This is a genomic window from Halomonas sp. Y3 (assembly GCF_024137965.1).
GTDB lineage: Bacteria > Pseudomonadota > Gammaproteobacteria > Pseudomonadales > Halomonadaceae > Halomonas > Halomonas mongoliensis.
This window is the reverse complement of record NZ_CP099975.1, coordinates 3,097,157-3,124,001: the sequence shown is the minus strand read 5'-3', so window position 1 is coordinate 3,124,001 and position 26,845 is coordinate 3,097,157. Positions and strand designations below refer to the sequence as shown.

The 26,845-nt window shown below is 63.3% G+C and carries 23 protein-coding genes and 2 pseudogenes; 13 read left to right on the top strand and 12 right to left on the bottom strand.

Annotation, left to right across the window (positions count from 1 at the left end):
- Nucleotides 1-5: 5 nt before the first annotated feature.
- The 4 genes from glcF to NHL60_RS14750 all read right to left on the bottom strand — a co-directional run bounded on the left by glcF (nucleotide 6) and on the right by NHL60_RS14750 (nucleotide 5,753).
- On the bottom strand, nucleotides 6-1,241 hold the full coding sequence (gene glcF, locus NHL60_RS14765) for a glycolate oxidase subunit GlcF (protein WP_253444999.1): 1,236 nt from the start codon (nucleotides 1,239-1,241) through the stop codon (nucleotides 6-8).
- Between the two features lie 19 nt (nucleotides 1,242-1,260).
- Nucleotides 1,261-2,361 carry a glycolate oxidase subunit GlcE gene (glcE, locus tag NHL60_RS14760; protein ID WP_253444996.1) on the bottom strand — a complete coding sequence of 367 codons (1,101 nt, stop codon included), beginning with the start codon at nucleotides 2,359-2,361 and terminating at the stop codon, nucleotides 1,261-1,263.
- A gap of 14 nt (nucleotides 2,362-2,375) precedes the next feature.
- Nucleotides 2,376-3,878: a glycolate oxidase subunit GlcD gene (gene glcD / locus NHL60_RS14755; protein WP_253444993.1), complete on the bottom strand. Its 1,503-nt coding sequence runs from the start codon at nucleotides 3,876-3,878 to the stop codon at nucleotides 2,376-2,378.
- A gap of 174 nt (nucleotides 3,879-4,052) precedes the next feature.
- Entirely contained in the window at nucleotides 4,053-5,753 is a 1,701-nt protein-coding gene (locus NHL60_RS14750) for an L-lactate permease (RefSeq protein ID WP_253444990.1), read from the bottom strand.
- A 360-nt stretch (nucleotides 5,754-6,113) separates the two neighbouring features.
- On the opposite strand from NHL60_RS14750, the gene NHL60_RS14745 reads away from it, so the two are divergent.
- Together NHL60_RS14745 and NHL60_RS14740 are read left to right on the top strand one after the other, a co-directional pair.
- Nucleotides 6,114-6,821, top strand: coding sequence for a glutathione S-transferase N-terminal domain-containing protein (locus tag NHL60_RS14745; RefSeq protein ID WP_253444987.1), 708 nt, complete (start codon nucleotides 6,114-6,116; stop codon nucleotides 6,819-6,821).
- A 158-nt stretch (nucleotides 6,822-6,979) separates the two neighbouring features.
- Nucleotides 6,980-7,336 carry a phasin family protein gene (locus NHL60_RS14740; RefSeq protein ID WP_253444984.1) on the top strand — a complete coding sequence of 119 codons (357 nt, stop codon included), beginning with the start codon at nucleotides 6,980-6,982 and terminating at the stop codon, nucleotides 7,334-7,336.
- 93 nt (nucleotides 7,337-7,429) lie between these two features.
- Here the strand turns inward: NHL60_RS14740 and NHL60_RS14735 are convergent, their stop codons facing one another.
- From NHL60_RS14735 to uraD, 3 genes are all read right to left on the bottom strand, one after another.
- Nucleotides 7,430-8,050, bottom strand: coding sequence for a phosphoribosyltransferase (locus NHL60_RS14735; protein ID WP_253444981.1), 621 nt, complete (start codon nucleotides 8,048-8,050; stop codon nucleotides 7,430-7,432).
- A gap of 115 nt (nucleotides 8,051-8,165) precedes the next feature.
- Nucleotides 8,166-9,560 carry a uracil-xanthine permease family protein gene (locus tag NHL60_RS14730; protein WP_253444978.1) on the bottom strand — a complete coding sequence of 465 codons (1,395 nt, stop codon included), beginning with the start codon at nucleotides 9,558-9,560 and terminating at the stop codon, nucleotides 8,166-8,168.
- A 306-nt stretch (nucleotides 9,561-9,866) separates the two neighbouring features.
- Nucleotides 9,867-10,397 carry a 2-oxo-4-hydroxy-4-carboxy-5-ureidoimidazoline decarboxylase gene (uraD, locus tag NHL60_RS14725; protein WP_253444975.1) on the bottom strand — a complete coding sequence of 177 codons (531 nt, stop codon included), beginning with the start codon at nucleotides 10,395-10,397 and terminating at the stop codon, nucleotides 9,867-9,869.
- Between the two features lie 147 nt (nucleotides 10,398-10,544).
- Here uraD and uraH point away from each other — a divergent pair, with 147 nt between their 5' ends.
- From uraH to NHL60_RS14710, 3 genes are all read left to right on the top strand, one after another.
- Nucleotides 10,545-10,898, top strand: a complete 354-nt coding sequence (uraH, locus tag NHL60_RS14720; protein ID WP_253444972.1) for a hydroxyisourate hydrolase — start codon at nucleotides 10,545-10,547, stop codon at nucleotides 10,896-10,898.
- 93 nt (nucleotides 10,899-10,991) lie between these two features.
- A complete protein-coding gene (locus tag NHL60_RS14715; RefSeq protein ID WP_253444968.1) occupies nucleotides 10,992-12,191 on the top strand; it encodes a urate hydroxylase PuuD in 1,200 nt (399 codons plus the stop codon).
- 139 nt (nucleotides 12,192-12,330) lie between these two features.
- Complete coding sequence (locus tag NHL60_RS14710) at nucleotides 12,331-13,065, top strand: GntR family transcriptional regulator (RefSeq protein WP_253444965.1); 735 nt, start codon at nucleotides 12,331-12,333, stop codon at nucleotides 13,063-13,065.
- A gap of 81 nt (nucleotides 13,066-13,146) precedes the next feature.
- On the opposite strand, the gene NHL60_RS14705 is transcribed toward NHL60_RS14710, so the two are convergent.
- Nucleotides 13,147-14,523, bottom strand: coding sequence for an NCS1 family transporter (locus tag NHL60_RS14705; protein ID WP_253444962.1), 1,377 nt, complete (start codon nucleotides 14,521-14,523; stop codon nucleotides 13,147-13,149).
- Nucleotides 14,524-14,662: 139 nt separating this feature from the next.
- Nucleotides 14,663-15,409, bottom strand: a complete 747-nt coding sequence (locus tag NHL60_RS14700) for an aspartate/glutamate racemase family protein (RefSeq protein ID WP_253444959.1) — start codon at nucleotides 15,407-15,409, stop codon at nucleotides 14,663-14,665.
- A gap of 381 nt (nucleotides 15,410-15,790) precedes the next feature.
- Between NHL60_RS14700 and puuE the strand changes: the two genes are divergently transcribed.
- The 4 genes and pseudogenes from puuE to NHL60_RS14680 all read left to right on the top strand — a co-directional run.
- The gene (gene puuE, locus NHL60_RS14695) at nucleotides 15,791-16,729 is read left to right on the top strand and encodes an allantoinase PuuE (protein WP_253444957.1); all 939 of its coding nucleotides are present in this window, start codon (nucleotides 15,791-15,793) and stop codon (nucleotides 16,727-16,729) included.
- A gap of 9 nt (nucleotides 16,730-16,738) precedes the next feature.
- The gene (locus NHL60_RS14690) at nucleotides 16,739-17,572 is read left to right on the top strand and encodes a bifunctional allantoicase/(S)-ureidoglycine aminohydrolase (RefSeq protein ID WP_253444954.1); all 834 of its coding nucleotides are present in this window, start codon (nucleotides 16,739-16,741) and stop codon (nucleotides 17,570-17,572) included.
- 9 nt (nucleotides 17,573-17,581) lie between these two features.
- Entirely contained in the window at nucleotides 17,582-18,067 is a 486-nt protein-coding gene (locus NHL60_RS14685) for an ureidoglycolate lyase (protein ID WP_253444951.1), read from the top strand.
- A gap of 68 nt (nucleotides 18,068-18,135) precedes the next feature.
- Nucleotides 18,136-18,549 (top strand): annotated as a pseudogene (locus tag NHL60_RS14680) (hypothetical protein); the annotation flags it as partial.
- Nucleotides 18,550-18,600: 51 nt separating this feature from the next.
- On the opposite strand, the pseudogene NHL60_RS14675 reads toward NHL60_RS14680, so the two are convergent.
- The 3 genes and pseudogenes from NHL60_RS14675 to NHL60_RS14665 all read right to left on the bottom strand — a co-directional run.
- Nucleotides 18,601-18,839, bottom strand: a pseudogene (locus tag NHL60_RS14675) (IS1380 family transposase); the annotation flags it as partial.
- A 202-nt stretch (nucleotides 18,840-19,041) separates the two neighbouring features.
- Entirely contained in the window at nucleotides 19,042-20,196 is a 1,155-nt protein-coding gene (locus tag NHL60_RS14670) for a linear amide C-N hydrolase (RefSeq protein WP_253444948.1), read from the bottom strand.
- A gap of 201 nt (nucleotides 20,197-20,397) precedes the next feature.
- Complete coding sequence (locus NHL60_RS14665; RefSeq protein ID WP_253444946.1) at nucleotides 20,398-21,795, bottom strand: glutamate decarboxylase; 1,398 nt, start codon at nucleotides 21,793-21,795, stop codon at nucleotides 20,398-20,400.
- Nucleotides 21,796-22,157: 362 nt separating this feature from the next.
- Between NHL60_RS14665 and aspT the strand changes: the two genes are divergently transcribed.
- From aspT to NHL60_RS14645, 4 genes are all read left to right on the top strand, one after another.
- On the top strand, nucleotides 22,158-23,870 hold the full coding sequence (gene aspT, locus NHL60_RS14660) for an aspartate-alanine antiporter (protein ID WP_253444943.1): 1,713 nt from the start codon (nucleotides 22,158-22,160) through the stop codon (nucleotides 23,868-23,870).
- A 158-nt stretch (nucleotides 23,871-24,028) separates the two neighbouring features.
- Complete coding sequence (locus NHL60_RS14655; protein ID WP_218314611.1) at nucleotides 24,029-25,468, top strand: IS66 family transposase; 1,440 nt, start codon at nucleotides 24,029-24,031, stop codon at nucleotides 25,466-25,468.
- Nucleotides 25,422-25,766 carry a YtcA family lipoprotein gene (locus tag NHL60_RS19675; RefSeq protein ID WP_367399359.1) on the top strand — a complete coding sequence of 115 codons (345 nt, stop codon included), beginning with the start codon at nucleotides 25,422-25,424 and terminating at the stop codon, nucleotides 25,764-25,766. The genes NHL60_RS14655 and NHL60_RS19675 overlap by 47 nt, the downstream gene beginning before the upstream one ends.
- Nucleotides 25,763-26,830 (top strand): HlyD family efflux transporter periplasmic adaptor subunit, encoded by a 1,068-nt coding sequence (locus tag NHL60_RS14645; RefSeq protein ID WP_253444941.1) that lies wholly within the window; start codon nucleotides 25,763-25,765, stop codon nucleotides 26,828-26,830. The genes NHL60_RS19675 and NHL60_RS14645 overlap by 4 nt, the downstream gene beginning before the upstream one ends.
- Nucleotides 26,831-26,845 lie beyond the last annotated feature (15 nt).

Below are 26,845 nucleotides of genomic sequence, written 5' to 3'. Positions count from 1 at the left end.
TGTCCTCAGGGGGTTAGTGCCTCGTCGACGATCTCGATCCAGTGGCGTACCGGGGTGCGGTTGGCGCCGTTGAGGTGGGTCTGACAGCCGATATTGGCCGTCACGATCACCTCGGGGTTGCCGGCCTCGAGGTTGTCGAGCTTGTTGTCGCGCAGCTGGGTGGCGAGCTCCGGCTGGGTGATGGAGTAGGTGCCCGCGGAGCCGCAGCAGAGGTGGGCGTCGGCCACGGGGGTCAGCGAGAAGCCGAGCCGGGTCAGTACCGATTCCACGGCGCCGCCGAGCTTCTGGGCGTGCTGCAGGGTGCAGGGGCAGTGGAAGGCGAGCCTGCGGTCCTGCTTCACGTTCAGATCGTCCAGTGCCTCGTCGCGCAGCACCTCCACCAGGTCCTTCGCCAGCTCGCTCACCCGGGCGGCCTTCTCGGCGTAGGCCGAGTCGTCCTTGAGGATGTCGACGTACTCCTTGACGAAGGCGCCGCAGCCGCTGGCGGTCTGGACGATGGCCTCGGCGCCGGCCTCCAGGTGCGGCCACCAGGCGTCGATATTGGCCCGGGCCCGGGCGCGGCCATCCTCCTGGGCGTTCAGGTGGAAGTCCACGGCGCCGCAGCAGCCGGCCTCAGCCACCGGGGTCAGGCCGATGCCGAGGCGACCCAGCACCCGGGCGGTGGCGGCGTTGGTGTTGGGCGAGAGCCCCGGCTGCACGCAGCCCTCGAGGATCAGCATCTGCCGGGCGTGTTGCCTGCCGTCGGGGCGCTGGCCGGCATCCACGGGGGCCGGCGGCATCTTGTCCCGGAGGGCGCCGGGGACCAGCGGCTTGAAGGTCTGGCCCAGTTTCAGCAGCGCCTGGAAGCGCTTCGGTTCCACCAGCATCTTGCGCAGCGCATAGCGCTGGGCGCGCTCGGCGGGCTTGCGCGGTACCCGGCGCTCGATCTCGGCGCGGCCGATGTCGAGCAGCTTGTGGTACTCGACGCCGGAGGGGCAGGTGGTCTCGCAGTTGCGGCAGGTCAGGCAGCGGTCCAGGTGCAGCCGGGTCTCCTCCGTCACCTTGTCGGCGCCCTCGGGGGCCTCGAGCATCTCCTTCATCAGGTAGATGCGCCCGCGGGGGCCATCGCGCTCGTCGCCCAGCAGCTGGTAGGTGGGGCAGGTGGCGTTGCAGAAGCCGCAGTGCACGCAGGTGCGCAGCACCCGGTCCGCCTCGCGGATATGCGGTTTCTTGAGGTCTTCCTCGGTAAAGTGCGTCTGCATCGTGGGTTTCCCGTCAGTCTCAGAATGCCGCGTAGAGCCGGCCCGGGTTGAAGATCCCCTTCGGGTCCAGCTCGGCCTTGAGGTTGCGATGGTACTTCTCGAGTACCGGGGCGAGCGGGGTAAAGGGTTCGTCCACCGGCTTCCCGCCGGCACCTCGCCAGCAGGTGGCGTGGCCGCCAGCGCGGGCCGCCGCCTGGCGGATCGCCTCGGCGTTGAGGTCGCTTCTCAGCCAGCGCTGGGCACCGCCCCAGTCGTAGAGCACGTCGGTCTCCGCGACGCCGGGCAGCTCCAGCGCCGGGGTGTGGTGGGGCAGCGAGAGGCGCCAGAGGGCTCGGCCGTCGTCGTTGGCGAAGAAGGCCAGGCGCTGCTCGCGCAGGGCCTCCCAGAAGTCCGCCTTGAGCGTGTCGCCGCCGAGCCGTTCGGCGGTGGCGGCCACGGAGCTTGGCCCGCCCTCCAGGCGCAGGTGCAGGGCGCCGTCGAGCCAGGCCGCGGCCGTGATGGGCAGCGGCTGACGGCCCCACTCGGAGAGCTTCGCGAGGGCGCGGGCCAGCGGCATGTCCAGGTGAAGGCTGCGCGAGGCGCCGGGTAGCGGCAGCACCTTCATGGAGACCTCGGTGATCAGCCCCAGGGTGCCCTGGGCGCCCACCATCAGCCGCGAGAGGTCGTAGCCCGCCACGTTCTTCATCACCTGGCCGCCGAAGCGCTGCTCGCTGCCCTGGCGGGTGATGATCCGCGTGCCCAGCACGAAGTCGCGCACGCTGCCGGCCCAGGGGCGGCGCGGCCCGGAGAGGCCGGTAGCGATCATGCCGCCCACGGTGGCGGCTTCGCCGAAGTGGGGCGGCTCGCAGGGCAGCATCTGGCCGTTGGCGGCCAGGGCGGCCTCCAGCTCGCGCAGCGGGGTGCCGGTGCGCACCGAGACGATCAGCTCCACCGGGTCATATTCGGTGATGCCGCGGTGCTCCCGGGTCGAGAGGGCCTCACCCTGAACGCTACGACCATAGAAGGCCTTGGTATCGCCGCCGACGATGCGCAGGGGCGTGCCCTCGGCCTCGGCGCGGCGGATGCGCTCGGCCAGCGCTTCGCTGGCGTCATGCGCGGGAATGTCGTGAGTCGTCACCATGTCGTCGAAGTCTCTCAGCCTTGGCTCTCGGGGGCGGTCGGGGCGGGGGCGTCACCGGCGCTCTTGGTCAGGCGGAACTCGGAGCAGCGCGCCGGGGTAGGGATGTTCTTGCCCGGATTGAGCAGCTCGTCGGGGTCGAAGGCGCGCTTGGCGGCACGGAAGGTCGTAAGTTCGCCGGGGCTAAACTGGACGCACATCTGGTGGATCTTCTCGCGGCCCACTCCGTGCTCGCCGGTGATGGTGCCGCCGACCTCGACGCACAGCTCGAGGATGCGGCCGCCGAGCTCCTCGGCGCGCTCGAATTCCCCCGGCTGGTTGGCATCGAAGAGGATCAGCGGATGCATGTTGCCGTCGCCGGCGTGGAAGACGTTGGCCACGCGAAGGCCGTACGCCTCGCCCAGATCGCCGATGCCCTTGAGCACCCGGGCCAGCTCGCGGCGGGGGATGGTGCCGTCCATGCAGTAGTAGTCCGGCGACATGCGGCCCACCGCGGGGAAGGCGTTCTTGCGCCCGGCCCAGAACAGCGCCCGCTCGGCCTCGTCACGGGCCTGCTGGATATCGGTGGCGCCGGCCTTCTCCAGCACGCGGCGCACGGTCTGGCAGTCGTCGTCGACGTCCGCCTCCACGCCGTCCAGCTCGCAGAGCAGGATCGCCTCGGCCTCCACCGGGTAGCCGGCGCCGATGAAGTCCTCGGCGGCGCGGATCGCCAGGTTGTCCATCATCTCAAGGCCCCCGGGGATGATGCCTGCGGCGATGATGGCGCCCACGGCGTTGCCGGCCTTCTCGATGTCGTCGAAGCTCGCCATCAGCACCTTGGCGGTCTCGGGCTTGGGCAGCAGCTTGACGGTGATCTCGGTGACCACCCCGAGCATGCCCTCGGAGCCGGTGAACAACGCCAACAGGTCGAAGCCGGGGGCGTCCAGGGCGTCCGACCCCAGGGTCATGTGCTCCCCCTTGATAGTCAGCACCTCGACCCTGATGACGTTGTGCACGGTGAGGCCGTACTTGAGGCAGTGGACGCCGCCGGCGTTCTCGGCCACGTTGCCGCCGATGGAGCAGGCGATCTGGGAGGAGGGGTCCGGGGCATAGTAGAGCCCGTAGGGGGCGGCCGCCTCGGAGATCGCCAGGTTGCGCACTCCGGGCTGGACCCGGGCGGTGCGCGCATCGGGGTCGATCTCGAGGATGCGGTTGAAGCGCGACAGCACCAGCAGCACGCCGTGTTCAAGCGGCATGGCGCCGCCGGAGAGGCCGGTGCCGGCGCCGCGGGTCACCACCGGCACGCCCAGGGCCCGGCAGCGCTTGAGTAGGGTTTCGACCTGCTCGAGGGTCTCGGGCAGGGCGACCAGCATCGGCAGGGCGCGGTAGGCGGAGAGGCCGTCGCACTCGAAGGGGCGCAGGTCCTCTTCGCGGTGCAGCAGGGTCATGCCGGGCAGCGCCTGCTGGAGGTCGGCCAGCACCTCGGACTGATCGCGTCCTGGCTGACCGCCATCGAGTCGTTCATCGAAGTGGGTGTTCATGGAGGCTCCTGAGCGGGAGGGCATCACTTCAGTGTAGGACCAATTTTATGAAAAAAATTTCCATAATTCTATGGAAATTTTTTTCATCAACGTGGTTCCGGTGCCCCGGATTCCGGGAAATGACCGGGCCCCGCCGTCGGTCGGCGGGGCCCGGAGAGCGTCATGCTCGTGCCATCAACTCACCTGCATCAGCGGGTCCGTCACGCCGATCATGTAGAAGGCGATCAGGGCGATGATCCCGGTGGCGACGAGGTAGTAGATCGTCGGCAGGATCGTCTTGCGGATGGTCTCGCCCTCGCGACCGAGCAGGCCCACGGTGGCCGAGGCTGCCACCACGTTGTGGATGGCGATCATGTTGCCCGCTGCCGCCCCCACGGCCTGCAGGGCCACCATGAAGGCGGTGGAGACGCCGAGCTGCTGGGCCACGTTGAACTGGAAGTCCGCCAGCATCAGGTTGGAGATGGTGTTGGAGCCGGCGATGAAGGCCCCCAGGGCGCCCACGGCCGGGGCGAAGAACGGATAGACCCCGCCCACGCTGTCGGCCACCAGTTGCGCCATGGCCACCGGCATGGAGACCAGGTCCGCCGCGTTGACGCCGGAGTTGATCAGGATCCGCACCATGGGGATGGTGAAGATCAGCACGAAGCCGGCACCGAAGATGGTCTTCGAGGACTCGCTGAAGGCGGCCTTGAGTTCGCCGGCGCGCATGCGATGGAGCAGGGCGGTGATCAGCACCACCATCAGCAGGATGCCGCCGGGCAGGTAGAGCGGCTCGATGCTGCCGGACACGCCGGCCTCGCCCAGGATGTTGCTCCAGCCGAAGGAGAGGGACTGCAGTGCCTCGCGGAAGGGGGCGACGGTGCGGGAGGCGACCAGGATCACGGCCAGCAGCACGTAGGGCACCCAGCCCATCAGGGTGGAGATCGGCGCCTTGCCGGCGATGTCGTCCAGCTTGATCTCGAGCTTGCCGATCCACTGGTCGGGCCAGGAAGAGGACTCGGGGAAGTCCCAGCTGTGCTTGGGAATCAGGAAGCCGCGGCGGGCCGCCGGGACGACGATGGCCAGGCCGACCAGGGCGCCGATCATCGATGGGAACTCCGGCCCGAGCAGCACGCCGGCCAGCATGTAGGGCACCACGAAGCTGATGCCGGCGAAGATCGCGAAGGGGGCGATGGAGAGACCCTCCTTCCAGGAGCGGTTGGCGCCGAAGAAACGCACCATGATCACCACCATGATCAGCGGCATCAAGATGCCGACGATGCCGTGGATGACGGCCACCTCACCGGCGATCAGGCGGAAGTACTCCATCCAGCTCGCGCCGCCGGCCTCCAGGGTCTCGGTGATGCCGGCGCGGTCCAGGCCGCCGGTGACACCCACCACGATGGGCGTGCCGACCGCACCGAAGGATACCGGGGTGGACTGAATCATCATGCCCACCACCACGGCGGCGAGTGCGGGGAAGCCCAGCGCCACCATCAGCGGTGCGGCGACGGCGGCGGGGGTGCCGAAGCCCGAGGCGCCCTCGATGAAGCAGCCGAACAGCCAGGCAACGATGATGGCCTGCACGCGGCGGTCCGGGCTGATGCCCGAGAAGCCGTTGCGGATGGCCGTGATGCCGCCGGAGTGCTTCAGGGTGTTGAGCAGCAGGATGGCGCCGAAGATGATCCAGAGGATCGACACGGTGAGGATCAGACCCTGCAGGGTCGAGGCCAGCACCCGGTTGAAGCTCATGTCCCAGGCGAGCAGGGCAATGAGGGCGGTGACTACGTAGACGGCAGGCATGGCCGTCCTGGCCGGCATGCGCAGGCCGATCAGCAGCACACCGGCCAGCACCAGAGGCGTGAAGGCCAGCAGTGCAAGTAGGGTGTCATTCATGAGACAGGTTCCCTTCGACTGTTGTGTTGGTGTTGTCTGGGCTTGAGATGGCGTTGACCCACCTGCCGGAGGGCATGGCGGATGGCTGCAAGATACGCCGGGCGAGCGTTGACCCGCTAGCGGTGGAAAATTGGTATTACCAATATGTTTCATTGTTCCGTGATATCTGAAATAGAAAAACTCCTTTTCCAACATGAGGTTGTTCGGGAGCGCCCGCTATCGGCACGGCAGGGGTGCGCCCCGACTATAGACTAAAGGACAGGGAGGGCAGGGCCGGATGGACCACGGCATGCCGCGTGGCGGGGGCGGGAAAAGGCTGGCACACTGCGGCAGGTATGCTTACTGCAATGGGGGACGGTCATGACACGGGTGCTCTTTGATCTCTGCGGCATCGATGAGGGGCTGCGCTTCTCGCCCTACTGCTGGCGGGTGCGCTATGCGCTTGCCCACAAGGGGCTGGAGGCCGAGACCCGCCCCTGGCGCTTCAATGACAGGGCGGCGCTGGCCTTTGCCGATCACGACAAGGTGCCGGTGCTGGTCGACGGTGACGAGACGATCACCGACAGCTACGCCATCCTGCGCTACCTGGATCGCGCCTACCCCGAGTCCCCACTGTTCGGCGATTCCCTGGCCGAGGGGCGGGCTCGTTTCCTCAAGCACTATGCGGAGCGCTCCCTGCAGCCGGCAATGATGCGCACCATCATCATGGACCTGCTCAATGCCATCCATCCCGATGATCGCGACTACTTCCGCGAGAGCCGGGAGAAGCGCCTGGGCCGCACCCTCGAGGAGTTCCACTCCCCGGCGAAGGGGCTGTCCCAGCTGGATGCGGCCCTGGAGCCGCTGCGCGGCCGGCTCAAGGAGGCCGACTATATCGACGGCGAGGCGCCGGCGGCAGGGGATTATCTGGTCTTCGGCAGCTTCATGTGGGCCCGCTGCGTCTCCAGCGCGGACCTGGTCTCCAACGCCGACCCGGTCTACGCCTGGCGGGAGCGCATGCTCGACCAGCATGGTGGCCTGGGTCGCCGCGCCATGCGCATCACCGATGTGGAAGGGGCCTACCGGTAGAGGCTGCCTGGTGATGAGCAGCGGAAGTCCGGGAGTGTGAGAGAAATGGGGCCTCGGGCATGTTGCGGCGCACAAGATCGCCTGCTATGTTGCAATGCAGCACGGGCGTCGAGCCCTGTCACCCAAGCGTGTCTTCCCGAGATAGATGGAGGTGTTCCATGACCAAGGCAACGACTCGGAAGAGTGCCGAGCAGTTCCAGACCCTGTTTGCCGAGCCGGTCCGGGCCTATGGCTCTCTGACCCTGGAATATTACGAGAAGCTGTTTTCCACTCAGCTGGAGGCGGCGCGTCGCTACACCGAGCTGGGCTTCACCCAGGCCCGTGCCTGGGTCGAGGTGCGCGACGTCGACGGCTTCAACCAGGCGCTGGAAGGGCAGCAGAAGGCAACCCAGCAGTTCAACGAGCAGCTCAAGGGAGACGCCGAGGCGCTCTCCGGCCTGGGGCAGGAGTACCTGCAGAAGGGCCAGCAGCTGGTCGAGTCGAACATGAAGAGCGTCACGGCCGCTGCCAAGTAGGGGCGGCGCCGGCAGCTCGCCGGCAGCAGGGTGTCAAGGGCCGCCCCGAGAGGAGCGGCCCTTGTCGTTGCCAGGTGGCGGGAGGGGCCCGTTTCAGGGCGCCTTGCCGAGCAGCCTGACTACCTCGTCATCCTCGACCTGGCCGAAATCGGCGAAGAACTGCCCCACGGCACCGAAGCGAGCCGGTGCCTCGGGGCAGACCACCTCGTCGGCCAGGGCCTCGAGCCGTGCCAGGGTATCCGGCGGCGCCACGCCGAGGGCGGCGATGAGACGGGCCGGGGCGCGCTGGCGCAGGGTGGCGAGAGCCGCCGCCATGGTGGCGCCGGTGGCGCTGCCGTCGTCGACCACCACCACGACGCGGCCGGCGGGGTCGATGGGCGAGCGCACCGGCGTATAGCGGCGGCGGCGTTCGTCGATCAGCCGGCGCTGCTCCTCGATCGCCCTGGTCAGCCACTCCTGGCGGCACTGCCCGGCCTGCTCCTCCAGGTGCACGCTGCCGTCCTCGCTGACCGCACCGATGGCGTACTCGGGATTGCCCGGAGCGCCCACCTTGCGCACCAGCACCACGTCCAGATCCCCCTCCAGGGCGTCGGCGATCACTCTGCCCATGGGGGCGCCGCCCCGGGGAATGGCCAGCACCAGGGGGTGCTCCCCCCTCAGGTGGGCCAGGCGCTCGGCGAGCCGCTCGGCCGCCTCCCGTCGATCTCGATACATGACAGCCCCTCCTCGGTGCACCCTCCTCGAAGTCTAGCCGAGACGAGCGCTGCTGCCCCCGGAAACGACAGGCGCCGCCGGGATCTCCGGCGGCGCCTGGCCTATCGGGGAAGCGTCAGGCGCTAGGTTCGGTCTTGCGAGCCTGAATCTCGGCCTCGGCGTCCTCGCCGCCGCGTTGGCGCTTCGGCTTGCCGGGCAGGATGGCGTCGAGCAGCAGCGCGGCCAGGGCCGCCGGCACCAGGCCCGACTTGAGCAGCAGGCCGGCCTGGCCGGGCATAGTCTCGGAGATCGCCTCCACGGCGGGCAGTCCGATGCCCAGGCTCAGGGAGACGGCGATGATCAGCATGGCGCGCTGGTCGAGCTCGCACTCCTGGATGATCTTGAGCCCCGCCGAGGCGATCATGCCGAACATCACCACGCCGGCACCGCCCAGCACCGCGTGGGGCATGGCCGCCACCAGGCCGCCCAGCTTGGGGAAGAGTCCCATGCAGATCAGCAGGATGCCGCCGATGGTCACCACGTGGCGGCTGACCACGCCGGTCAGGGTGATAAGGCCCACGTTCTGGGCGTAGGCGGTGTTGGGCAGGGTGTTGAAGAGCGCGGCGAAGGAGGTGGCCACGCCGTCGGCCATCACGCCGCCCGAGAGCTCGCGGTCCTTGGCCGGGCGGCCGGCGCCGCCGGTGGTGATGGCGGAGATGTTGCCGATGGTCTCCAGGCCCACCACGAACATGATCAGCACCATGCCGACGATGGCGGTGAGGTGAAACTCCATGCCGTACTGCAGCGGTCTCGGCACGGCGAACCAGGCCGCCTCGCGCAGGTTGGTGAAGTCCACCATGCCCAGCGCGATGGCCACCAGATAGCCGGCCAGCAGGCCGAAGAGGATCGAGGAGGCCTTGACGAAGCCGCGGCCCAGCTGGTGCACGGCGATGCACACCACCAGCACGAAGAGCGCCAGCAGCAGGTTGGTGGGTGAGGCGAAGTCGTCGGATCCCACGCCGCCGGCGGCGTAGTTGAGGCCTACCGGCATCAGGGTGATGCCGATCAGCAGCACCACGATGCCGGTGACCACCGGCGAGAACCAGTGGCGGATCTTCTTGAGGAAGGCCCCCAGCACGATCTGCAGCAGGCCGGCGATGAAGGAAGCGCCGAGCACGGCGGCCAGTCCGAAGGCGTTGGCCAGGGGGAGCGCCACCGGCAGGAAGCCGAAGCTGGTGCCCTGGACGATGGGCAGGCGGGCGCCGACGGGGCCCACGCCGATGGTCTGGATCAGGGTCGAGACCCCGGCCACGAAGAGCGCCACCTGGATCAGGAAGATCGTCTCGCCGGTGGCGGCGCCGATCACGCCGGCGATGATGATCGGCGGCGTCACGTTGCCGGCAAACATCGCCATGATGTGCTGCAGGCCCAGGGGAATCGCCTTGGAGAGTGGCGGCATCGCATCCGGGTCGCGGTTGATGGTGCGGGTGGGGTTCGTCTCGGGGTGGGGAGCGGAACGGGATCTGGTCATGGTCAGGCTCGCAGCTTGGGTTGTTGTTGATGCTGGCGTGCGGGTCGCGAACTGGTCGGTTGTTATAGGTTTGAGACCAATCCTTTCCATTTAATGTACACAATATTTCTCCATATGAAAGACATTGCCTGGTTTTTTCGGTACTCCATTGGTAGATCTCTTCCAGGTCAAGGCGTTGTCGCTGCCTTGTGGCGAGAGCGGTGTCGGCTGCCCTGCCGCGCGGCAGCGAGAAGCAGCTAGGGGATGAAGAGGGTTGGCCCGTGGAACAGCGCTTCCACTGCGATCGGCGGAAGCGCTGTGCGAGTCTCAGCCCTCGGCGCGAGCCTGCAGGCGAAACAGGGCGATGCGATTGATCTGCTCCACGGCGGTGCGGCGCTCCTCGGCCGGGGTGTTCTCCAGGCGCACCTCGAAGGCATCGAGGATGGCGTAGCGGTCGCTGCCCTTGACCGCCATCACGAAGGGAAAGCCGAACTTCGCCTTGTAGGCCTCGTTGAGGCGTTCGAAGCGGGCCATCTCCTCCGGGGAGCACTGGTCGAGGCCGGCGCCGGCCTGCTCGCGAGTGGAGTCGTCGGTGAGGGTGCCGGCCAGCGCCGCCTTGCCGGCGAGATCCGGGTGGGCGCGGATCACCTCCAGCTGGCGCTCGGGGGAGGCGCTCTCCAGCATCTCGCCCATCAGGGTGGCCAGGGCCTCGGGGCGGTCATGGGCCTCGTTGAGGCCCCGCTCCCAGGCCAGCTCGGCGACCCAGGGGGAGTGCTCGTAGATCTCGCCGTAGCCGGCGACGAAGGCGGCCCTGTCCAGCTCGCTGGGGCGCGGGGTCAACTTGTTGTTGTCGGTCATGGGGAGGCTCCGGTTGGGGGGGTGCAGGCCAATGTATACAAAAAATATTTTGAAATGTACTCTTTTAAGGTCTAAAAATGTTGTCAGGAAAATCATCCGCCGTCCATCCAACCCGCCAATCAACCAACACCTAAGGGAGTCGAGACAATGGGACGCCTGACCACCCATGTACTGGATACCGCCCGGGGCCTGCCCGGCGAGGGCATTCGCATCGAGGTCTATCGCCTGGATGCCGGCAGCCGTACCCGCCTGAAGGAGGTCGTCACCAACGACGACGGGCGCTGCGATGCCCCGATCCTCGAGGGTGATGATTTCACCGTCGGGGAGTACGAGCTGGTCTTCCACGCCGGCGACTACCTGCGCCGGCAGGGCGTCGAGGTCGAGGAGCCGCGTTTCCTGGACGTGATCCCGCTGCGCTTCGGGGTGGCCGATGTCGAGGCGCACTATCACGTGCCGCTGCTGCTGTCGCCTTATGGCTATTCCACCTACCGCGGCAGCTAGCCTCATCCCGAGCGTTGGCGGCACTCGCCAGTTTTCAAGACCAAGGCTGACCTTCGGTCACCAACAACAATGCCATGAGTCGAGGCTCCCCTGATGCAAGCCTATCTGCTGGACTTTGCCAACTTCATGCTGCGCTGGCTGCACGTCATCGCGGCCATCGCCTGGATCGGCGAATCGATCTACTTCGTGATGCTGGACAACAGCCTCAAGAAACCCAAGGCCGCCGAAGACCGCGACAAGGGGGTCTTCGGCGAGATGTGGGCGGTGCATGGCGGGGGCTTCTACCACAACCAGAAGTACGCCACGGCGCCGGCCAAGCTGCCCGATGACCTGCACTGGTCGTTCTGGAAGTCCTATACCACCTGGCTGTCGGGTTTCGCGCTCTTCGTGCTGCTCTACATGGCCAACCCGAGCTTCTATCTTGTCAATCCCAACGCCAGCTGGGAGTGGGCGGCCAACATGAGCGGCTGGCAGGCCAACGTGCTGGCGCTGCTGTTCCTGGTCGGCGGTTGGGTGGTCTACAACGAGCTGTGCAAGCGCATCAGTCCCGACATGACCCGAGATGGCCTGCTGAGCATCGCCGTGGCCATCATGATGGTGGTGGTGGCCTGGCTCAGCACCCAGCTCTTCGCCGGCCGCGCCGCCTTCCTGATCACCGGCGCGGTGATGGCCACGGCGATGTCCGCCAACGTCTTCTTCTGGATCATTCCCGGCCAGCGCCGCATGGTGGCCGCCATGAAGGCGGGCGAGGCCCCCAACCCCCTGGACGGCAAGCGCGGCAAGCAGCGCTCGGTGCACAACACCTACTTCACCCTGCCGGTGGTGCTGCTGATGATCAGCAACCACTACTCCTTCGCCTACTCCCACGAGCAGGCCTGGGTGATCATGTCGCTGTTCATCTTCGCCGGGGCCCTGATCCGTCAGTTCTTCGTGCTGATGCATGCCGGCAGCATCAAGCCCGCCTACCCGGCGGCCGGCGTGGCGCTGATCGCCTTGGCGTTCTGGATCGCCGCCCCCGCGCCGTCACCCGCCGCCGACCCGGATCGTGCCGCGGTGAGCCTCGAGGAGGTCCACGCCATCATGGAGACCCGCTGCGCCTCCTGCCATGCCAGCCAGCCCACCCAGCCCGGCTTCAACGCGCCGCCGGCCGGGGTCGCCTATGACTCCCCGCAGCAGACCGCCGCCCAGCGTGCCCAGATCCAGCAGGTGGTGGCCAGCGGCTACATGCCCCTGGGCAACATGACCGGCATGACCGACGAGGAGCGCGAGGCCATCGCCGCCTGGTCCCGATGACGCCCCTCTGTGCTCGCGCCCGGCAGGGACCCGCCTCGCGGCGGGTCCTTGTCGTTGAAGAGATGACTCTGCCCGCCTGGCGTATACAATCATCTCCAGACGCCCGCCACGGGCGGCCAACTGCTACCGGGAGAGAGGGATGAGTCAGCGCCATATCGAGAGCCAGCGCAAGGCGTCGGGAAGCGGACGCGGCAAGGACGGCGACGGCGCCGAGCGTCACGAGGCCATCTATCGCTCGATCAGCGATGCGATCATCGAGCACCGGCTCAAGCCCGGCGCCCGCCTGCGTGAGGATGCCCTCGCCGAGGTGTTCGGCGTCAGCCGCACCGGTATCCGCAAGATCCTGCAGCGCCTGGCGCTTGAGCAGCTGGTCACCCTGACCCCCCGCCGCGGGGCCAGCGTCACGCGCCCCACCGCCGACGAGGCCAAGGATGTCTTCGATGCCCGCCAGATGGTGGAGTGCGGCCTGATGCCCGAGGTGGCCCGGCGCATCACCGATGACGATGTCAGGGAGCTGCGGGACATGGCGCGCCGTGAGCGCGAGGCGCTCAGGGCCGGCGAACAGAGCACGGCCATCAAGCTCTCGGCGGCCTTCCACGAGCGCCTGGCCCAGCTCTCCGGCAATGCCACCCTGGCCGAATTCGTCGGCCGGCTCTGTTCTCGCTCCTCGCTGATCCTCGCCGTCTATGGCAACGCCGGACACCTGGGCTGCGAGTCCCACGATCATGACGACCTGATCGGCTACCTGGAGGCCGGCAACGGCGAGCGCGCCGCGGCCTTCATGGGCCGCCACCTCAAGGCCATCGAGGCGTCGCTCTCCATCATCGAGGAGACGGAAGAGGCGCCGGACCTGCACAGCATCTTCGGGCGCTGACGAGCCGCGTCCGCCTGCCCCATGAATCGCCAGCGCCCCGGACCTGAGTCCGGGGCGCTGGCGTTGGGGGCGAGGGAGGAGTTACTGACGGAAGCGCTGGCAGGGGGCCCAGTGCTGCATCAGCAGGTAGTAGGTGACGCCGGCGGGGATCAGGCTGGCGTACCAGGAGACCGCGGAGAAGGTGAGGGCGGCGGCGATGCCCACGGCGGTGGCGATCAGCGCGGCCAGGTTGACGCCCCGGTAGGGACCGGTCTCGTCATAGAGCTTGCCGAGGTCCAGGGTACGGCGACGGATGATGTAGTAGTCCACCACCAGGATGGCGAAGATCGGGCCGAGGAAGGCGGAGTAGGTCTGCACGAAGAGCTGCAGGCCGGCGGCGGAGTCGGGCTGCACCAGCTTCCAGGGGAAGGTGGCGAAGGCCAGCAGACCGACGATCACCGTGGAGGTGGTGAACTTGAGCTTGAAGACGTCCATCAGTACGTAGGTGGGCGGCACCACGTTGTTGAGCACGTTGGTGGTCACCTGGGCGAAGGCGATGAACAGCAGGGTGGTCATCAGCAGCGGGGTGTTGTCCACGGCGTTGGCAAACACCTGGATGGGGTCGGCGGTGCCGGTGGCCTCGGAGACCATGTAGCCGATCAGGCCCATGAACAGGGTGCAGGGCAGGATCGACATGGCGTAGATGGTGGTGAGAAGGCTCTGGGGCGTGCCCTTCTTGTGCTCCCGGGCGTAGTCGCTGACGTTGAGCATCATGGTGCTGTAGATGCCCAGGAAGAGCATGGTGGCGCCCCAGAATGGCAGGCCCCAGGAGCCTTCCATGGTCAGCAGGCTGGCGGAGAGCTCGTCGCCATAGCGCTGCACCGTGGCATAGAACATGTACATCAGCGAGGCGAGGATGAAGACGCTGCCGATGTTCTCCAGCCACTTGATGCCCTGGAAGCCCATTACCGAGAGCCCGATCTGCAGGAACTGGAAGGCGATGAAGTAGAAGATCAGGTTGTCGAAGCCGAACAGGGTGGCCGATACCATGTTCAGCGCGCCGGCGCCGATCCAGCTCTGGAAGCCGTACCACACCACCGCGGGCACGGCCCGCACCAGCCCGGGCAGCCGGGTGCCGGCGAAGCCGAAGGCGCTGCGCGCCTGGACCATGAAGGGAATCCCGTATTTGTAGCCGGCGGCGCCGTTCACGGCCAGCGCGATGCCGATCACGAAGCAGCCGATGGCGATCGCCAGGGTGGCCTGGATCAGGTTGAGGGTGCCCACCACGCTGGAGCCCATGGCGAAGGTGCCGATGGAAACGCAGCCGCCGAACCAGGCCAGGAAGTAGGAGGTGCGCCCCATGATGCGAGTCTGCTGGGGGGCTAGCGACTCCTGGCCCGGGGCCTTGGTCTGATGGCTGGTGGCCTCGGGGGCCGTGGAGGCCGCCTGGGCGGTGGCCGGTGAAGTGGGAGTGGTCATGTCGAGAACCTCGCAAGTCGCTGCTTGATGTTAGATGTTTCCGGCCAGATGCCGGGATGGCTTGCGGCGTGGCGTGCTCCGGGGAGCGGGTTGTTGTTGTCGTGGGTGCTGCTGACTATCCGGTGGCGCGGGCAGCCGGTCAGCGGACCGGGGCCAGGTGGGCGAAGCGCTCGAACTGGCCGAGCATCGGCTTGGGGCGCGGGTAGGCCAGGTCGCCGTGCTTGCTGGTGCCGAGACCCAGCCCGACCAGGGCTTCTGCAAGCTTGACCGCGGCGGTGACGCCTTCCACTACTGGCAGGCCTACCTCGCGGTTGATGGTGTCGGTGAGGTCTGCCATGCCGCCACAGCCGAGCACGATGGCGCCGACGCCATCCTCGTCGCGTGCGCGGCGGCACTCCTCGATGATGCGCACCAGGGCCGCATCGGCGTTCTGCTCGAGGTCCAGCACCGGGATCTCGGCGGCACGCACCCGGCGGCAGTGGTGGCGAAAGCCGTACTGCTCCAGCAGGTGCTCGGCGATGATGCCGGTGCGCCCCAGGGTGGTGACGATGGAGAAGCGGGTGCTGATCAGGGCGGCCATGTGGAAGGCCGCCTCGGCGATGCCGATCACCGGCGCCCGGGTCAGCTCGCGGGCGGCGAGCAGGCCCGGGTCGCCGAAGCAGGCGATCACGTAGGCGTCAGCGCCCTCGCGCTCACCGGCGAGCACCTGGTCGAGCACTCCCACCGCGCTGATCGCCTCGTCGAAGTGGCTCTCGATGGAGACCGGGCCGTCCAGCGGCTGGGTCGCGGTGATGCGGGTGCCGGGAGCGGCGATGCGGCGGGCGGCCTCGCCGATGGTGGCCGTCATGGCGGCGGTGGTGTTGGGGTTGATGACGCGTATCTGCATGGGAGCTCCTGGGTTTTCGATTTACTTGTACACAAAATAGGCTTGTTTTGTGTATTTGGCAAATTTCGCTTCCTCGAAGTGTGCGCTTGTGCAGCTGTCTGTTATAAAAGGGTTTTTTCTAGTGTCGCCCCTTTTCGCTCGAACCGGCGGGGCTCGACTTTGGTCGAGACGCCGGCGGAAAGACACCATATGCATACATTACTACTAGTTTAATGTATACAATATTGGACTTATCTCGGCGGTTGCACTAACCTTGACGACAACTTATCTTGTCTTTGTATACATAAGTGGCGCTATCAAGACGCGCCCGGCAGCCAGGCGCCTCGACGGTGTGCCGCCAACGCTCGCCAACAACATCCATAACAACCAGGAAGCTCTGCCATGACCGCTACCCGCGCCTCGGACTACCCTCGCGACCTGATCGGCTACGGCCGCAACCCGCCCCATGCCAACTGGCCCGGCCGGGCGAGGATCGCCGTGCAGTTCGTGCTCAACTACGAGGAGGGGGGCGAGAACTGCGTGCTGCACGGCGACGCCGGCTCCGAGCAGTTTCTCTCCGAGATCATCGGGGCGGCGGCCTATCCGGATCGCCACCTGAGCATGGAGTCGATCTACGAGTACGGCTCCCGGGCGGGGGTATGGCGCATCCTGCGCGAGTTCGAGCGCCGCGGCCTGCCGCTCACCGTCTTCGGGGTGGCCATGGCCCTGGAGCGCCACCCGGAGGTGGCCCACGCCTTCAGGGAGCTGGGCCACGAGGTTGCCTGCCATGGCTACCGCTGGATCCACTACCAGGAGGTGCCGGAGGCGGTCGAGCGCGAGCACCTGAAGCAGGCCATGGCGATCTTCCAGCGCCTCTATGGCGAGAAGCCTCAGGGCTGGTACACCGGCCGCGACAGCCCCAATACCCGCCGGCTGGTGCTGGACGAGGGGAGCTTCCTCTACGACAGCGACTACTACGGCGACGACCTGCCGTTCTGGACCCGCGAGGCCGACAGCCGGGGCGTCGAGCATGACCACCTGATCGTGCCCTACACCCTGGACACCAACGACATGCGCTTCGCCGCACCCCAGGGCTTCAATACCGCCGACCACTTCTTCACCTACCTGCGGGATGCCTTCGACGTGCTCTATGCGGAGGGGGAGGAGTCTCCCAAGATGCTCTCCATCGGCATGCACTGCCGCCTGCTGGGGCGTCCGGGCCGCTTCCGCGCCCTGCAGCGCTTCCTGGACCATATCGAGGCCCACGACCGGGTCTGGGTGGCGCGTCGGGTGGATATCGCCCGCCACTGGGCCGAGCATCATCCGGCACCGCAAGCCTGAGGACATACCATGAAACCACGTACCTACTACGCTCCCACCGGTGGCCATCCGCCCCAGACCCAGCTGCTCTCCGACCGTGCGGTGTTCACCGAGGCCTATGCGGTGATTCCCAAGGGCGTCTTCGGCGATATCGTCACCAGCAACCTGCCGTTCTGGGAGGGCACCCGGCTGTGGGTGCTGGCGCGCCCGCTTTCCGGCTTCGCCGAAACCTTCTCCCAGTACATCATGGAGGTCGCCCCCGGCGGGGGCAGCGAGCGGCCCGAGCTCGACCCCGAGGCCGAGGGGGTGCTCTTCGTGGTGGAGGGCGAGATGACCCTGACCCTCGCCGGCGAGCGCCACGCCATGGGGCCGGGCGGCTACGCCTTCATCCCGCCGGGCAGTGACTGGCAGGTCAGGAACGAAGCCGAGGCGCCGGTGCGCTTCCACTGGGTGCGCAAGGCCTATGAATGGGTCGAGGGCATCGAGGTGCCCGAGGCCTTCGTCACCAACGAGAACGACCTCGAGCCCAACCCCATGCCGGGCACCGAGGGGCGCTGGGCCACCACCCGCTTCGTGGATCCCAACGACGTGCGCCACGACATGCACGTCAATATCGTCACCTTCCAGCCCGGCGCGGTGATCCCCTTCGACGAGACCCACGTCATGGAGCACGGCCTCTACGTGCTGGAGGGCAAGGCGGTCTACCACCTCAACCAGGACTGGGTGGAGGTGGAGGCGGGTGACTTCATGTGGCTGCGCGCCTTCTGCCCCCAGGCCTGCTACGCCGGTGGCCCGGGGCCCTTCCGCTACCTGCTCTACAAGGACGTCAACCGCCATCCCAGGCTGCGCCTGGGTGGCCGTTAGGAGAACGACATGCTGGAACTGAGAGCCGAGCCGTTGACCGCCGAGGCCTTCGCCCCCTTCGGCGAGGTGATCGACGCCCGGGCGTCTGAGTGGTTTCCCATCAACGCCGGGCGCACCCGGCGCCACCACGACCTGGCGACGGTCGAGACCCTGGGGGAGGGCGCGCGGACGCTGATCAGTATCTTCGTCAGCCAGCCGGTGACGCTTCCTCTGGAGCTCGACTTCCTGGAGCGCCACCCCCTGGGCAGCCAGGCCTTCATGCCGCTCCATGAAGAAAGGTTTGTGGTGGTCGTGGCGCCGCCGGGCGAGACCATCGATCCCGCCGAGGTGCGCGCCTTCGTCACCGACGGCCGTCAGGGGGTCAACTACCGCGCCGGCACCTGGCACGTCATCCAGTCGGTGCTGGAGCGGGAAGGGGAGTTTCTCGTCGTCGATCGTGGCGGCGAGGGCAATAACTGCGACGAGCATCCGCTGGCGCTGCGCGTGACGCTCTGATCAAGACGCTTCTGGACTGAGATCCTGTGTGCGCCAGGCGAAGCTTGGTCATCCGGGAAGCTTGAGGAGGCTACGCCATCTCTGAGGCGGCCAGGCGGCTGGATATCGATCGCAGCCTGCTGGGCCCCTAGTGTCGCCAGCAACGTGACCAGGAGGGTGGCATGACTGACGACCAGGCGGATGAGCGGGATGACGAGATCAAGAAACTGCGCGAAGAGGTTCTTAAGGTTAGGATTAAAAAGGATATTTAAAAAAACCACAGCCTTCTTCGCGGGAGAGTCGAGCTGAGATAGCAGTGCGTCGAGTCGGAGAAGGCCTCCTTCCCAGTCGCGGTGCTGTGCCGTGTCATGGACCTCAGCCGCAGTAGGTTCTATGCCTGGCGTCAGCGTGAACACGATGAGCAACGCCAGTGCCTGCACTGGGAGGTCAAGGACATCCACGATCAGAAAAGTGGGAGCTATGGGAGCCGGCGAATGGCCCAGGTACTCGGTGTCGCGCGCTTCCAGCGTGTCGGTATCGTTGAGATCGATCTAGCCCATCGCCCGTTGCAGCACCAGGGTGCGTATCTGGCTGGCCAGCGAGTGGCGAATGCGCAGCGGATGACGCGGATCGACCCGGTTGTCATCGAGCGCCTCAATCACACCGCTGCTGTCGTTGGTGGTGCATTGACCGTAGAGCTCAACGCGGACTGCCCCGTTGCAGGACAGAATCCAGGGGTTGGGCTTTCACCCATAGCGGATGGCTCTCTTGGATCAGGTTCTTGGCAGAACACTCTGATTTTACAAGAGTATGCCATCCGCCATCTTCGTTTTCAGGCCGGCCTCATAAATAAAGCGGGATCAATAGTGTTCTGGGCGAGTATTCAGGAGCTCTACCTGCTACCTGACTGGCCGACACAGAGTGCCAGCCAGTCGTGCTCCACCGAGAGTTCCTTTCGAGTCCTGCAAGGAACTATTTGACGTTCGCAAATCTCTTCAATCCAATAACGCAGCCGTCATGTCATTTCCCTCACCGTGGAGGTCGCGTAATGATACATGTCTTAGTTCCCCAGCATCAGCTAACTCGTTGATATCAAAGCTAATGTAACTGAGGCTATCATAGGTTCTGAGGTAAAGCCTCCTCTGAGAAAGATCGGTAAGGGTGGTCCAAGAGGTATACTCAGATGTATAGACTCGGCTGTGATGCACTCCCGGAGCAGTAATATTGGCGACACCATCCTTGAAGCGGTTATCCATCGTGATGCCTCGAGGGCGGTCGAAATTGTTCATGATATGAGAAAGTGTCGAGACAGCATCTTCGGAAGTCTCTGCCTTTTCCGAAAAGTTTGCATAGTAAAAGGCACGAACAAACCGACCAACCGAGGTATTTGAAGAAGGAAGACTTGCCGTTGCAATCCCAGAATCAGGCTGTTCTAGTCTGACTCCCTTTGTATCAAGGCGCGAATGATCAATGTTGCTCAGGTGCGAATAATTGTTCATATTCGTCAAATGCCAGGAAAACTCCGGGCCGTTTGTCATGACCCCCAAAGGGTTGTCGATGATGTTCATTTCACCATTGAAGAACTCAATGACGATAGAACTTCCTTCCGCATCATGGAGCGAATAGTGAAAAGGCGTGCTGAGCAGGCCTCCGGGAAGTAGCGACGTCACCATGGTAGGCTGCTCCTCTAGCGCACTTCTCACCTCGGTAACCGTATCAAACTGAGACAGAGTCCAAGCGCCCAGGTCAATGGCAGACAGCACTGCCTGGGTATTGTCCACCATATCAATGGGACCTTCTGCGCTTGGGAAAGCCAGTAGGCTAAATGTCAGCCCTTTATCGTTGAGCCCTTCTACCACCTTGACATCACCGGATAAGGGGTCCGGCACACCAATGGAAAGAAAGGCATTCTTTCCACTGAAGTCGAGAACATGATGTTTGTTTGCCTGAGATCCGAAGGTAGTGCCTCGTGGAAAGTATGATACCTTGTAGGGAAGCTCCATGGGGAGTTCTAGGGTACGTCCCGCATAAAAGTTACTATGTGAGTCGCTGTAGAGCAAAGAAGTGCATGCCTGCAGCGAAGGCGCTGCGACCAAGCCAGAAACAGCGATGACCAGAGCCGACAGCCTTATTTTTTTACGAAATGACATATGCTTGCCCTTGAAAAAAGACATTGATACTGATGGGAGGTGCACTACCGTGCAAGAGGAGTAACTCTTGAGTACTTGATGCTTGCCTGCCGCAGGGCGACACTGTAGACAACCCGACACCCTGCTGCCCTCACGTACGGCTAAAGCAAATAGCCTTGTAGGCTCGCGCCCTACCGCAGAAAACGCGAGCCATAATTCGCTTCAACACTTGCTGGGTGCGACTTTATATGCTTCCGAGGAGTGTGAGTGCAGCGCGGGGGGCGTAGTGTTTCCCCCATGCTCTTCCAGCCACTTGCAGGCGCTGATGATATCATGCGCCAGTCCCTTGAGGACGTTTCTATTGAGGTGCGGGCGAACCACGACACGTAGTGAGCGAACTTCCTCAGCCGCAGGCGGCATAGTGTAAGCGGAGAGTACCCAGCCGCGCTCGCGAACCTTGGCCGAGACGTCAAATTCGTTGAAGTTCTTGTACTCATCCTTCAGGGTCAGCGCCACCACGGGAATACGCTGAGTCTCGTTCATGATGGTAAAGTAACTACTTTCCACTAGCAGATCTCGAAGATATCGAGAGTTTTCTACCGTTTTCATCATGATTCGCTGATAGCCTTCGAAGCCCAGCCGAATAAAGCCATAGTATTGCAGTGCAATCTGTACGGCGTTGCGAGAGAAGTTAAGTGTTGCGGTAGGCATTTCACCGCCCAAGTAGTTGACGTAAAAAATCAAATCCTCGTTAAAGATCTTTTTTTCTCGGAATATTACCCAGCCGAGACCGGGCGGCACTAGGCCAAACTTATGTCCAGAGGCGTTGATCGACTGCACACGAGGAAGGCGAAAGTCCCACTCATATTCAGGGTAGCAAAAAGGATTAACAAACCCACCTGAAGCCCCGTCAATATGCATAGGTATGGAGATGCCGGTGCGATTCTCGTAGTCATCAAGCCAGTCATGAATCTCTTGAATGTCGTCATCTTCACCGGTAAAAGTCTGACCTGCAATCGCCACTACGCAGATGGTATTCTCATCAACATACTCATCTAGATGCTCGGCTGTCAGACGGTAGTTTCCAGGCTGGAGGGGGATAATTCTAGGTTCAACATCAAAGTAACGGAGAAACTTCTTCCAGACGATCTGTACATTGCCGCCTGTCACCATGTTGGGGCGGGTCGCCTCCTTGCCTGCCCGCTCGCGCGCCTGTCGCCAATTCCACTTATGAGCAAGGCCTGCAAGCATGCAAGCCTCGGATGACCCAACGGTGGCAGCCCCATAGGGCTCGACGTTCCGAGGACCATTCCAGAGTGTATGCAGCCACTTCACCATCCGGCGCTCCATGGTGAACAGCTGGGGATACATGTCGTGATCTATATGATTCTTCAGAATATGCTCACGCGCCAGCTCAACTTCCTCAGGCTCCATGAACGTCGTGACAAATGATGAAAGGTTCATCTCGGGACGTGCATCCGTCCAAGCTTCACTGTTGACAATAGCCTTGGCAGCACGTGGGTGCGCTCCATGTTGTGGCATGTGATCTTCGGGAACTTCCATGTTAAACATGTCCCAAGGTGACATTTTGCTTGAGGTAAGGTCATTCTTCTCGGTCATGCCAGCTCTCTCCATGCTTTCCATTTGAAATCACTCAATTTCCACCATAGACCATCCAGGTGTAAATTTCATGAAAATTTGCTCATACGTCAAAAATGAAAGATAACCAATTGTTTTTATAGTGATTTTTTTGATCAATGGCGTTGCTGGCGGTTTAAGTGGGTCACATAGTTTAACCTACATGATGTTTCCATGGCGCCTGTCAACGGAAAGTTAACTAGTGCGCATTCTGTTCTGTACAATTGGCAATCCTGTCACTATATTAATAAAATCTGGCGGAAGAGCTTGTGTGCTGTCGTACATGGCCACCTCTAATGAAAGCCTAAGTCATTGATAAATCACGATTTCAAGGAAGAGGCAACATGGTCGACCATCTCATTGAATGGATTCCAGTCACGCTGCGCACCCATCCTGAGCTTGCCATTTTCATCACCCTCGCCGTAGGGTACTGGGTGGGTGCAAGAAAGTTTGGCTCTTTCAGTCTCGGCGCGGTTACGGGAACGCTGTTGACCGGCATCGTCATTGGACAACTGGGTATCGACATATCCGACCAAATCAAATCGATCTTTTTTATTATGTTTCTGTTTGCGGTGGGGTTTGGCGTGGGACCTCAGTTCGTTAGGGGAGTTGCCTCCGACGGCCTGCCTCAGGCTCTGTTTGCTGTCGTCGTCTGCGTGCTAATTCTGGCCTGTGTGGCGGGCGCAGCCATCGTTGCTGGATATGGTCCGGGGCTGGCGGCCGGCTTACTGGCAGGGTCTCAGACAATCTCCGCCTCAATCGGGATTGCCACGGATGCCATGGCGCGCACCGGTATGTCACCAGAGGAGATTGCGGACCAGGAAAACCTCATTCCCGTAGCCTACGCCATCACCTATATTTTCGGCACGGTGGGTACCGGCTGGATTTTGGCATACCTGGGTCCAAAGCTTCTGCGCGTTGACATTGAGGCGGAATGCGCGCGCTATGAGCGCGAGCACTCCATTGGAGCCCCTGAAGGTGGCATGGAGAGTGCTTGGCACCAGCATGAAATTCGGGCATTCCGGATTCCTGCAGGAGGCCGCACGGATGGGATGACCCTTACCCAGGCGGAAGCAGCAGCTGGTGAACGTTTGTTCATCGAAGGGCTGCGCCGTGATGGCCGGCTTGTTGAGCTAACGCCAGACCTGGTGCTGACAGCCGGCGATGTGGTTGCGGTCTCCGGTCGCCGCCAGGCATTGGTAGCTCTGTCGAACATGACGGAAGAAGTGGAAGACCGAGAACTTATCGATATACCCGTGGAGGCCGTGGACATACTGATAACGTCCAAGTCTGCCAACGGGCAGCAGTTGGTTGATTTAGCCAAAGAACCCTTTGCCAGAGGAGTTTACCTAAACAGCATTCGCCGAGGTTCCGCTGGCGTGGAAGTGCCTATTCTGGCCCAGACCAAGCTGCACCGGGGCGATATCGTACGCATCACAGGCACCGCAACGCATACTGAAAGGGTAGTCGATGCGCTGGGCTATGCCGACCGACCGGCGACAATCACCAACATGGTTCTGGTTGGGCTGGGAATTTGCATAGGCGGATTGATCGGCTCGCTGATCCTGCCCATTCATGGTGTGCCGATTACTCTGGGAACTTCCGGCGGAGCACTTATAGCAGGTATTCTTCTTGGCTGGTATCGAACAGTAAATCCTAGAATGGGTAATGTGCCAGAGTCGACGCTCTGGTTCATGAACTCCGTTGGCCTGAATGTGTTCATAGCAGTGGTAGGTATCAGTGCAGGCCCAACCTTCATTTCAGGGCTTCAGCAAGCGGGGTTCGGCATCTTCTTTGCTGGTCTATTCGCCACCGGCGTTCCAATGATTCTTGCGCCCCTGATCGGAAAATATATCTTCAGGTTCGATCCTGCTATCAACTTGGGCTGTTGTGGCGGAGCAAGAACATCGACAGCCTCTGGAGCCATGGTGTCAGAAGTGGCCAAGAGCAATGTCCCAATGCTCGGCTATACAGTTCCTTATGCGGTATCCAATACGCTGCTGACCCTTTGGGGGCTGGCGATTGTGTTGCTCCTTCATGTCGGGTCCGGGAGCTAAATCGTGAAAATTAAGAAAAACGTATTGTCAGTGATGGAAGGCATAGTGCTTTATCAAAAGAGTCTGTAACTATTCAGGTGGTTGCGGATAGCCTGTCGCCAACCACCTGATTTTTCTGGCATAGTGTGCCTAATCCTTCGGCATATCTATGCGGTGACATGACCATCAGCGATATCAACGTCGACGAGGCTCTGGAGCGGGTCCGACAGCAGCTCAAGGAAGACCAGACGGTCTCTCCGTCGCTGCGTGCGGCCATCGATGTGCTGATGTTGCTGGTCAAGCTCATGGCCGATCGCCTGGCCACCAGTAGCCGCAACAGCAGCAAGCCACCGTCCCAGGATCCCAATCGCCAGCGCCGCTCGCGCGCCAAAGGCGAGCGGCGCCCCGGCGGACAGCCAGGGCATGAGGGTAAGACGTTGGCGCCGGTGACGGACCCCGACGAGGTGGTCAAGCTCCGTGTCGATCGTCGGCAACTCCCCAAGGGGCGTTCTTACCGCCCGGTCGGCGTCGAAACGCGCCAAGTGCAGGACATCGTAATCCAGGCCGTGGTCACCGAATATCAGGCTGAGGTCCTCGAAGATGATCAGGGGCAACGCTACGTGGCGCCATTCCCCGAGGGCGTGACTCGCCCCATCCAGTATGGCCCTCGCCTCAAGGCGCATGTCGTCTATCTCTCCCAGTATCAGCTGTTGCCCTATGCGCGTATCCGCGAGTTGCTCACCTCGCAGTGCGGCCTGTCGCTGAGCACCGGCACCCTGTTCGCCTTCAACCAGGAGGCCTACCAGCGGGCCGAGGCGTTCGCCGAGTGGGTGATCCCGGCGCTACGTGAAGCAGCCACCGTCCATGCCGATGAAACCGGAATGCAGGTCGGTGGCAAACGCTACTGGCTACACAGCGCCTCCAACGAGGCCCTGACCTGGTTGGCCCCGCACCCCAAGCGCGGCCAGGAAGCGATGGACGCCATCGGCGTATTGCCCTTCGTGCGTGGCGTGCTGGTGCATGATCACTGGAAGCCCTACTACCGCTATCCGGATTGCCGGCACGCGCTCTGTAATGCGCACCACCTTCGGGAGCTGACAGCGGCCTGGGAGAACGATGGCCAGGCATGGGCCAAGGCCTTGCATGACCTGTTGTTGGAGATGCATCGCGCCGTGGAGGTGGCCGACGGCTGCCTCTCGGCCGATGAGACCCGAGCCTGGCGGCAGCGCTATCGAGATTGCCTGGCGAAAGGGGACGCCGAGTGCCCCCCGCCGGTGAAACCGCCACCTGGAACGCGAGGCCGGGCCAAGCGCACCAAGTCGCGCAACCTCCTGGAACGCCTCCAGGCGTACGAGGACGACGTGTTGCGCTTCCTCGACGACCCTGCCGCTCCCTTCACCAACAACCAGGGGGAACGCGATCTGCGAATGACCAAGGTCCAGCAGAAAATCTCGGGCTGCTTCCGCTCCTGGGAGGGGGCGGAGATCTTCTGCCGGATGCGCAGCTTCCTCTCGACCGCCGTCAAGCAAGGGGTGGCGGCGCATACCGCACTGGAGCAACTGTTTGCGGGTGATGTGCCATCCTTCATGCAGCCTACAGCCACGGATCAGGCGGCGTGAGCTAAACAGTTACAAGAGTCTTATGTTTTCTAGCATGATGGCAATGATACTTGCGCTGCTCATGAGTGGCTGCACCATGCATAACCGTGCTCCATCTCTACCGCTATATGGCTCATTCTTCCCGGTTTGGCTGCTGGCCGCCCTACTCGGTATCATATGCTCTGTTCTGGCAAGGTTACTGCTGATTCGTGCGGGTCTGCATGAGCATCTCCCGGCCCCAGGGTTCGTGTATTTTTGTATGGCCATCTTGAGTGGCGTGATCATCTGGATACTCTGGACTGGGGGGCTGGCAACATGAATGAGAAGAAAGTTAGGCCGGCTATGAACTGGCAAGCATTTCAAGCGTTAGCAGCAAAAGTCCTAGGATTTTCGATAGTTTTAGGCGCTTTCATTGCCAGTTTCTGGGTCGTCATGCTTCAGGAAAGAACGCTGAGCACCGACCATGCCTCCATCACAGCTACTACGGTGCCTATCTCAAGTAACGTACCAGGACGTGTTACCGAAGTGCATCTCAAGAACAACGAGTTTGTCCGGGCCGGTGACCTGCTCTTTCGTGTGGACCCTGAGTTCTATGAACTCAGGGTTGAGCAGGCACGTGCAGCATTACGTCTCGCCGAAGCAGAAGTCGAAGCCGGCGGTAGGCTGGTTGCTACGCAGCAAACAAACGCCGAGATTGCCGGCCGCCAGGTCGATCGTGCGCGCAATCACGTGGAGCTCAGCAAGCAAACCCTGGACCGGCTCGAAAACCTGCTGCCCCGTGGCATGGTGACGGCTCAACAAGTCGATAATGCTCGCTCACTCCATCAAGATGCGCTGATCTCATTAGAGGAGACGCTTGGTCAGCAACTAGCGGCTCAGACGCTGGTGGGATCTTTGGATGCTCCTCAGGCCCAGGTGGCCATGGCGAGAGCCGCCCTCGCTATGGCCGAGCGCGAGCTACGAGATACTTCGGTCTATGCTCCGGTTTCAGGTCGCATAACCGGCGCTGATATTGGGGTTGGCACTCATGTACTGACCGGCGCCCCGCTATTCACACTGATCGATACAGAAGGCTGGAGGGTGTCTGCCCTGTTTCGTGAGACTGAGCTACCAAATATTGAAACCGGAGCGCCGGTTGACGTTTTCGTGATGTCGGCTCCCAACCAGCGGCTGCGTGGAGAGGTCGAAAGCCTTGGCTATGGCGTAAGAACGACAGATGAAATCAATATCCTCGGACTTCCTGTCGTCGATAGCTCAGTTGACTGGGTTCGTGTTGCTCAACGTTTCCCGGTGACCATTCGCCTTGAGTCCCCCCCCGAGTCGCTAATGCGCATCGGCGCCTCGGCCTCAGTGACCATCCACTCGGCGAAAGCGCATGAGTAGCAATTCGAAGCTACC

Coding starts and splice junctions, on each gene's coding strand:
- glcF (WP_253444999.1), bottom strand. CDS start 1,241: ATGCAGACGCACTTTACCGAGGAAGACCTCAAGAAACCGCATATCCGC.
- glcE (WP_253444996.1), bottom strand. CDS start 2,361: ATGGTGACGACTCACGACATTCCCGCGCATGACGCCAGCGAAGCGCTG.
- glcD (WP_253444993.1), bottom strand. CDS start 3,878: ATGAACACCCACTTCGATGAACGACTCGATGGCGGTCAGCCAGGACGC.
- NHL60_RS14750 (WP_253444990.1), bottom strand. CDS start 5,753: ATGAATGACACCCTACTTGCACTGCTGGCCTTCACGCCTCTGGTGCTG.
- NHL60_RS14745 (WP_253444987.1), top strand. CDS start 6,114: ATGACACGGGTGCTCTTTGATCTCTGCGGCATCGATGAGGGGCTGCGC.
- NHL60_RS14740 (WP_253444984.1), top strand. CDS start 6,980: ATGACCAAGGCAACGACTCGGAAGAGTGCCGAGCAGTTCCAGACCCTG.
- NHL60_RS14735 (WP_253444981.1), bottom strand. CDS start 8,050: ATGTATCGAGATCGACGGGAGGCGGCCGAGCGGCTCGCCGAGCGCCTG.
- NHL60_RS14730 (WP_253444978.1), bottom strand. CDS start 9,560: ATGACCAGATCCCGTTCCGCTCCCCACCCCGAGACGAACCCCACCCGC.
- uraD (WP_253444975.1), bottom strand. CDS start 10,397: ATGACCGACAACAACAAGTTGACCCCGCGCCCCAGCGAGCTGGACAGG.
- uraH (WP_253444972.1), top strand. CDS start 10,545: ATGGGACGCCTGACCACCCATGTACTGGATACCGCCCGGGGCCTGCCC.
- NHL60_RS14715 (WP_253444968.1), top strand. CDS start 10,992: ATGCAAGCCTATCTGCTGGACTTTGCCAACTTCATGCTGCGCTGGCTG.
- NHL60_RS14710 (WP_253444965.1), top strand. CDS start 12,331: ATGAGTCAGCGCCATATCGAGAGCCAGCGCAAGGCGTCGGGAAGCGGA.
- NHL60_RS14705 (WP_253444962.1), bottom strand. CDS start 14,523: ATGACCACTCCCACTTCACCGGCCACCGCCCAGGCGGCCTCCACGGCC.
- NHL60_RS14700 (WP_253444959.1), bottom strand. CDS start 15,409: ATGCAGATACGCGTCATCAACCCCAACACCACCGCCGCCATGACGGCC.
- puuE (WP_253444957.1), top strand. CDS start 15,791: ATGACCGCTACCCGCGCCTCGGACTACCCTCGCGACCTGATCGGCTAC.
- NHL60_RS14690 (WP_253444954.1), top strand. CDS start 16,739: ATGAAACCACGTACCTACTACGCTCCCACCGGTGGCCATCCGCCCCAG.
- NHL60_RS14685 (WP_253444951.1), top strand. CDS start 17,582: ATGCTGGAACTGAGAGCCGAGCCGTTGACCGCCGAGGCCTTCGCCCCC.
- NHL60_RS14670 (WP_253444948.1), bottom strand. CDS start 20,196: ATGTCATTTCGTAAAAAAATAAGGCTGTCGGCTCTGGTCATCGCTGTT.
- NHL60_RS14665 (WP_253444946.1), bottom strand. CDS start 21,795: ATGACCGAGAAGAATGACCTTACCTCAAGCAAAATGTCACCTTGGGAC.
- aspT (WP_253444943.1), top strand. CDS start 22,158: ATGGTCGACCATCTCATTGAATGGATTCCAGTCACGCTGCGCACCCAT.
- NHL60_RS14655 (WP_218314611.1), top strand. CDS start 24,029: ATGACCATCAGCGATATCAACGTCGACGAGGCTCTGGAGCGGGTCCGA.
- NHL60_RS19675 (WP_367399359.1), top strand. CDS start 25,422: ATGTGCCATCCTTCATGCAGCCTACAGCCACGGATCAGGCGGCGTGAG.
- NHL60_RS14645 (WP_253444941.1), top strand. CDS start 25,763: ATGAATGAGAAGAAAGTTAGGCCGGCTATGAACTGGCAAGCATTTCAA.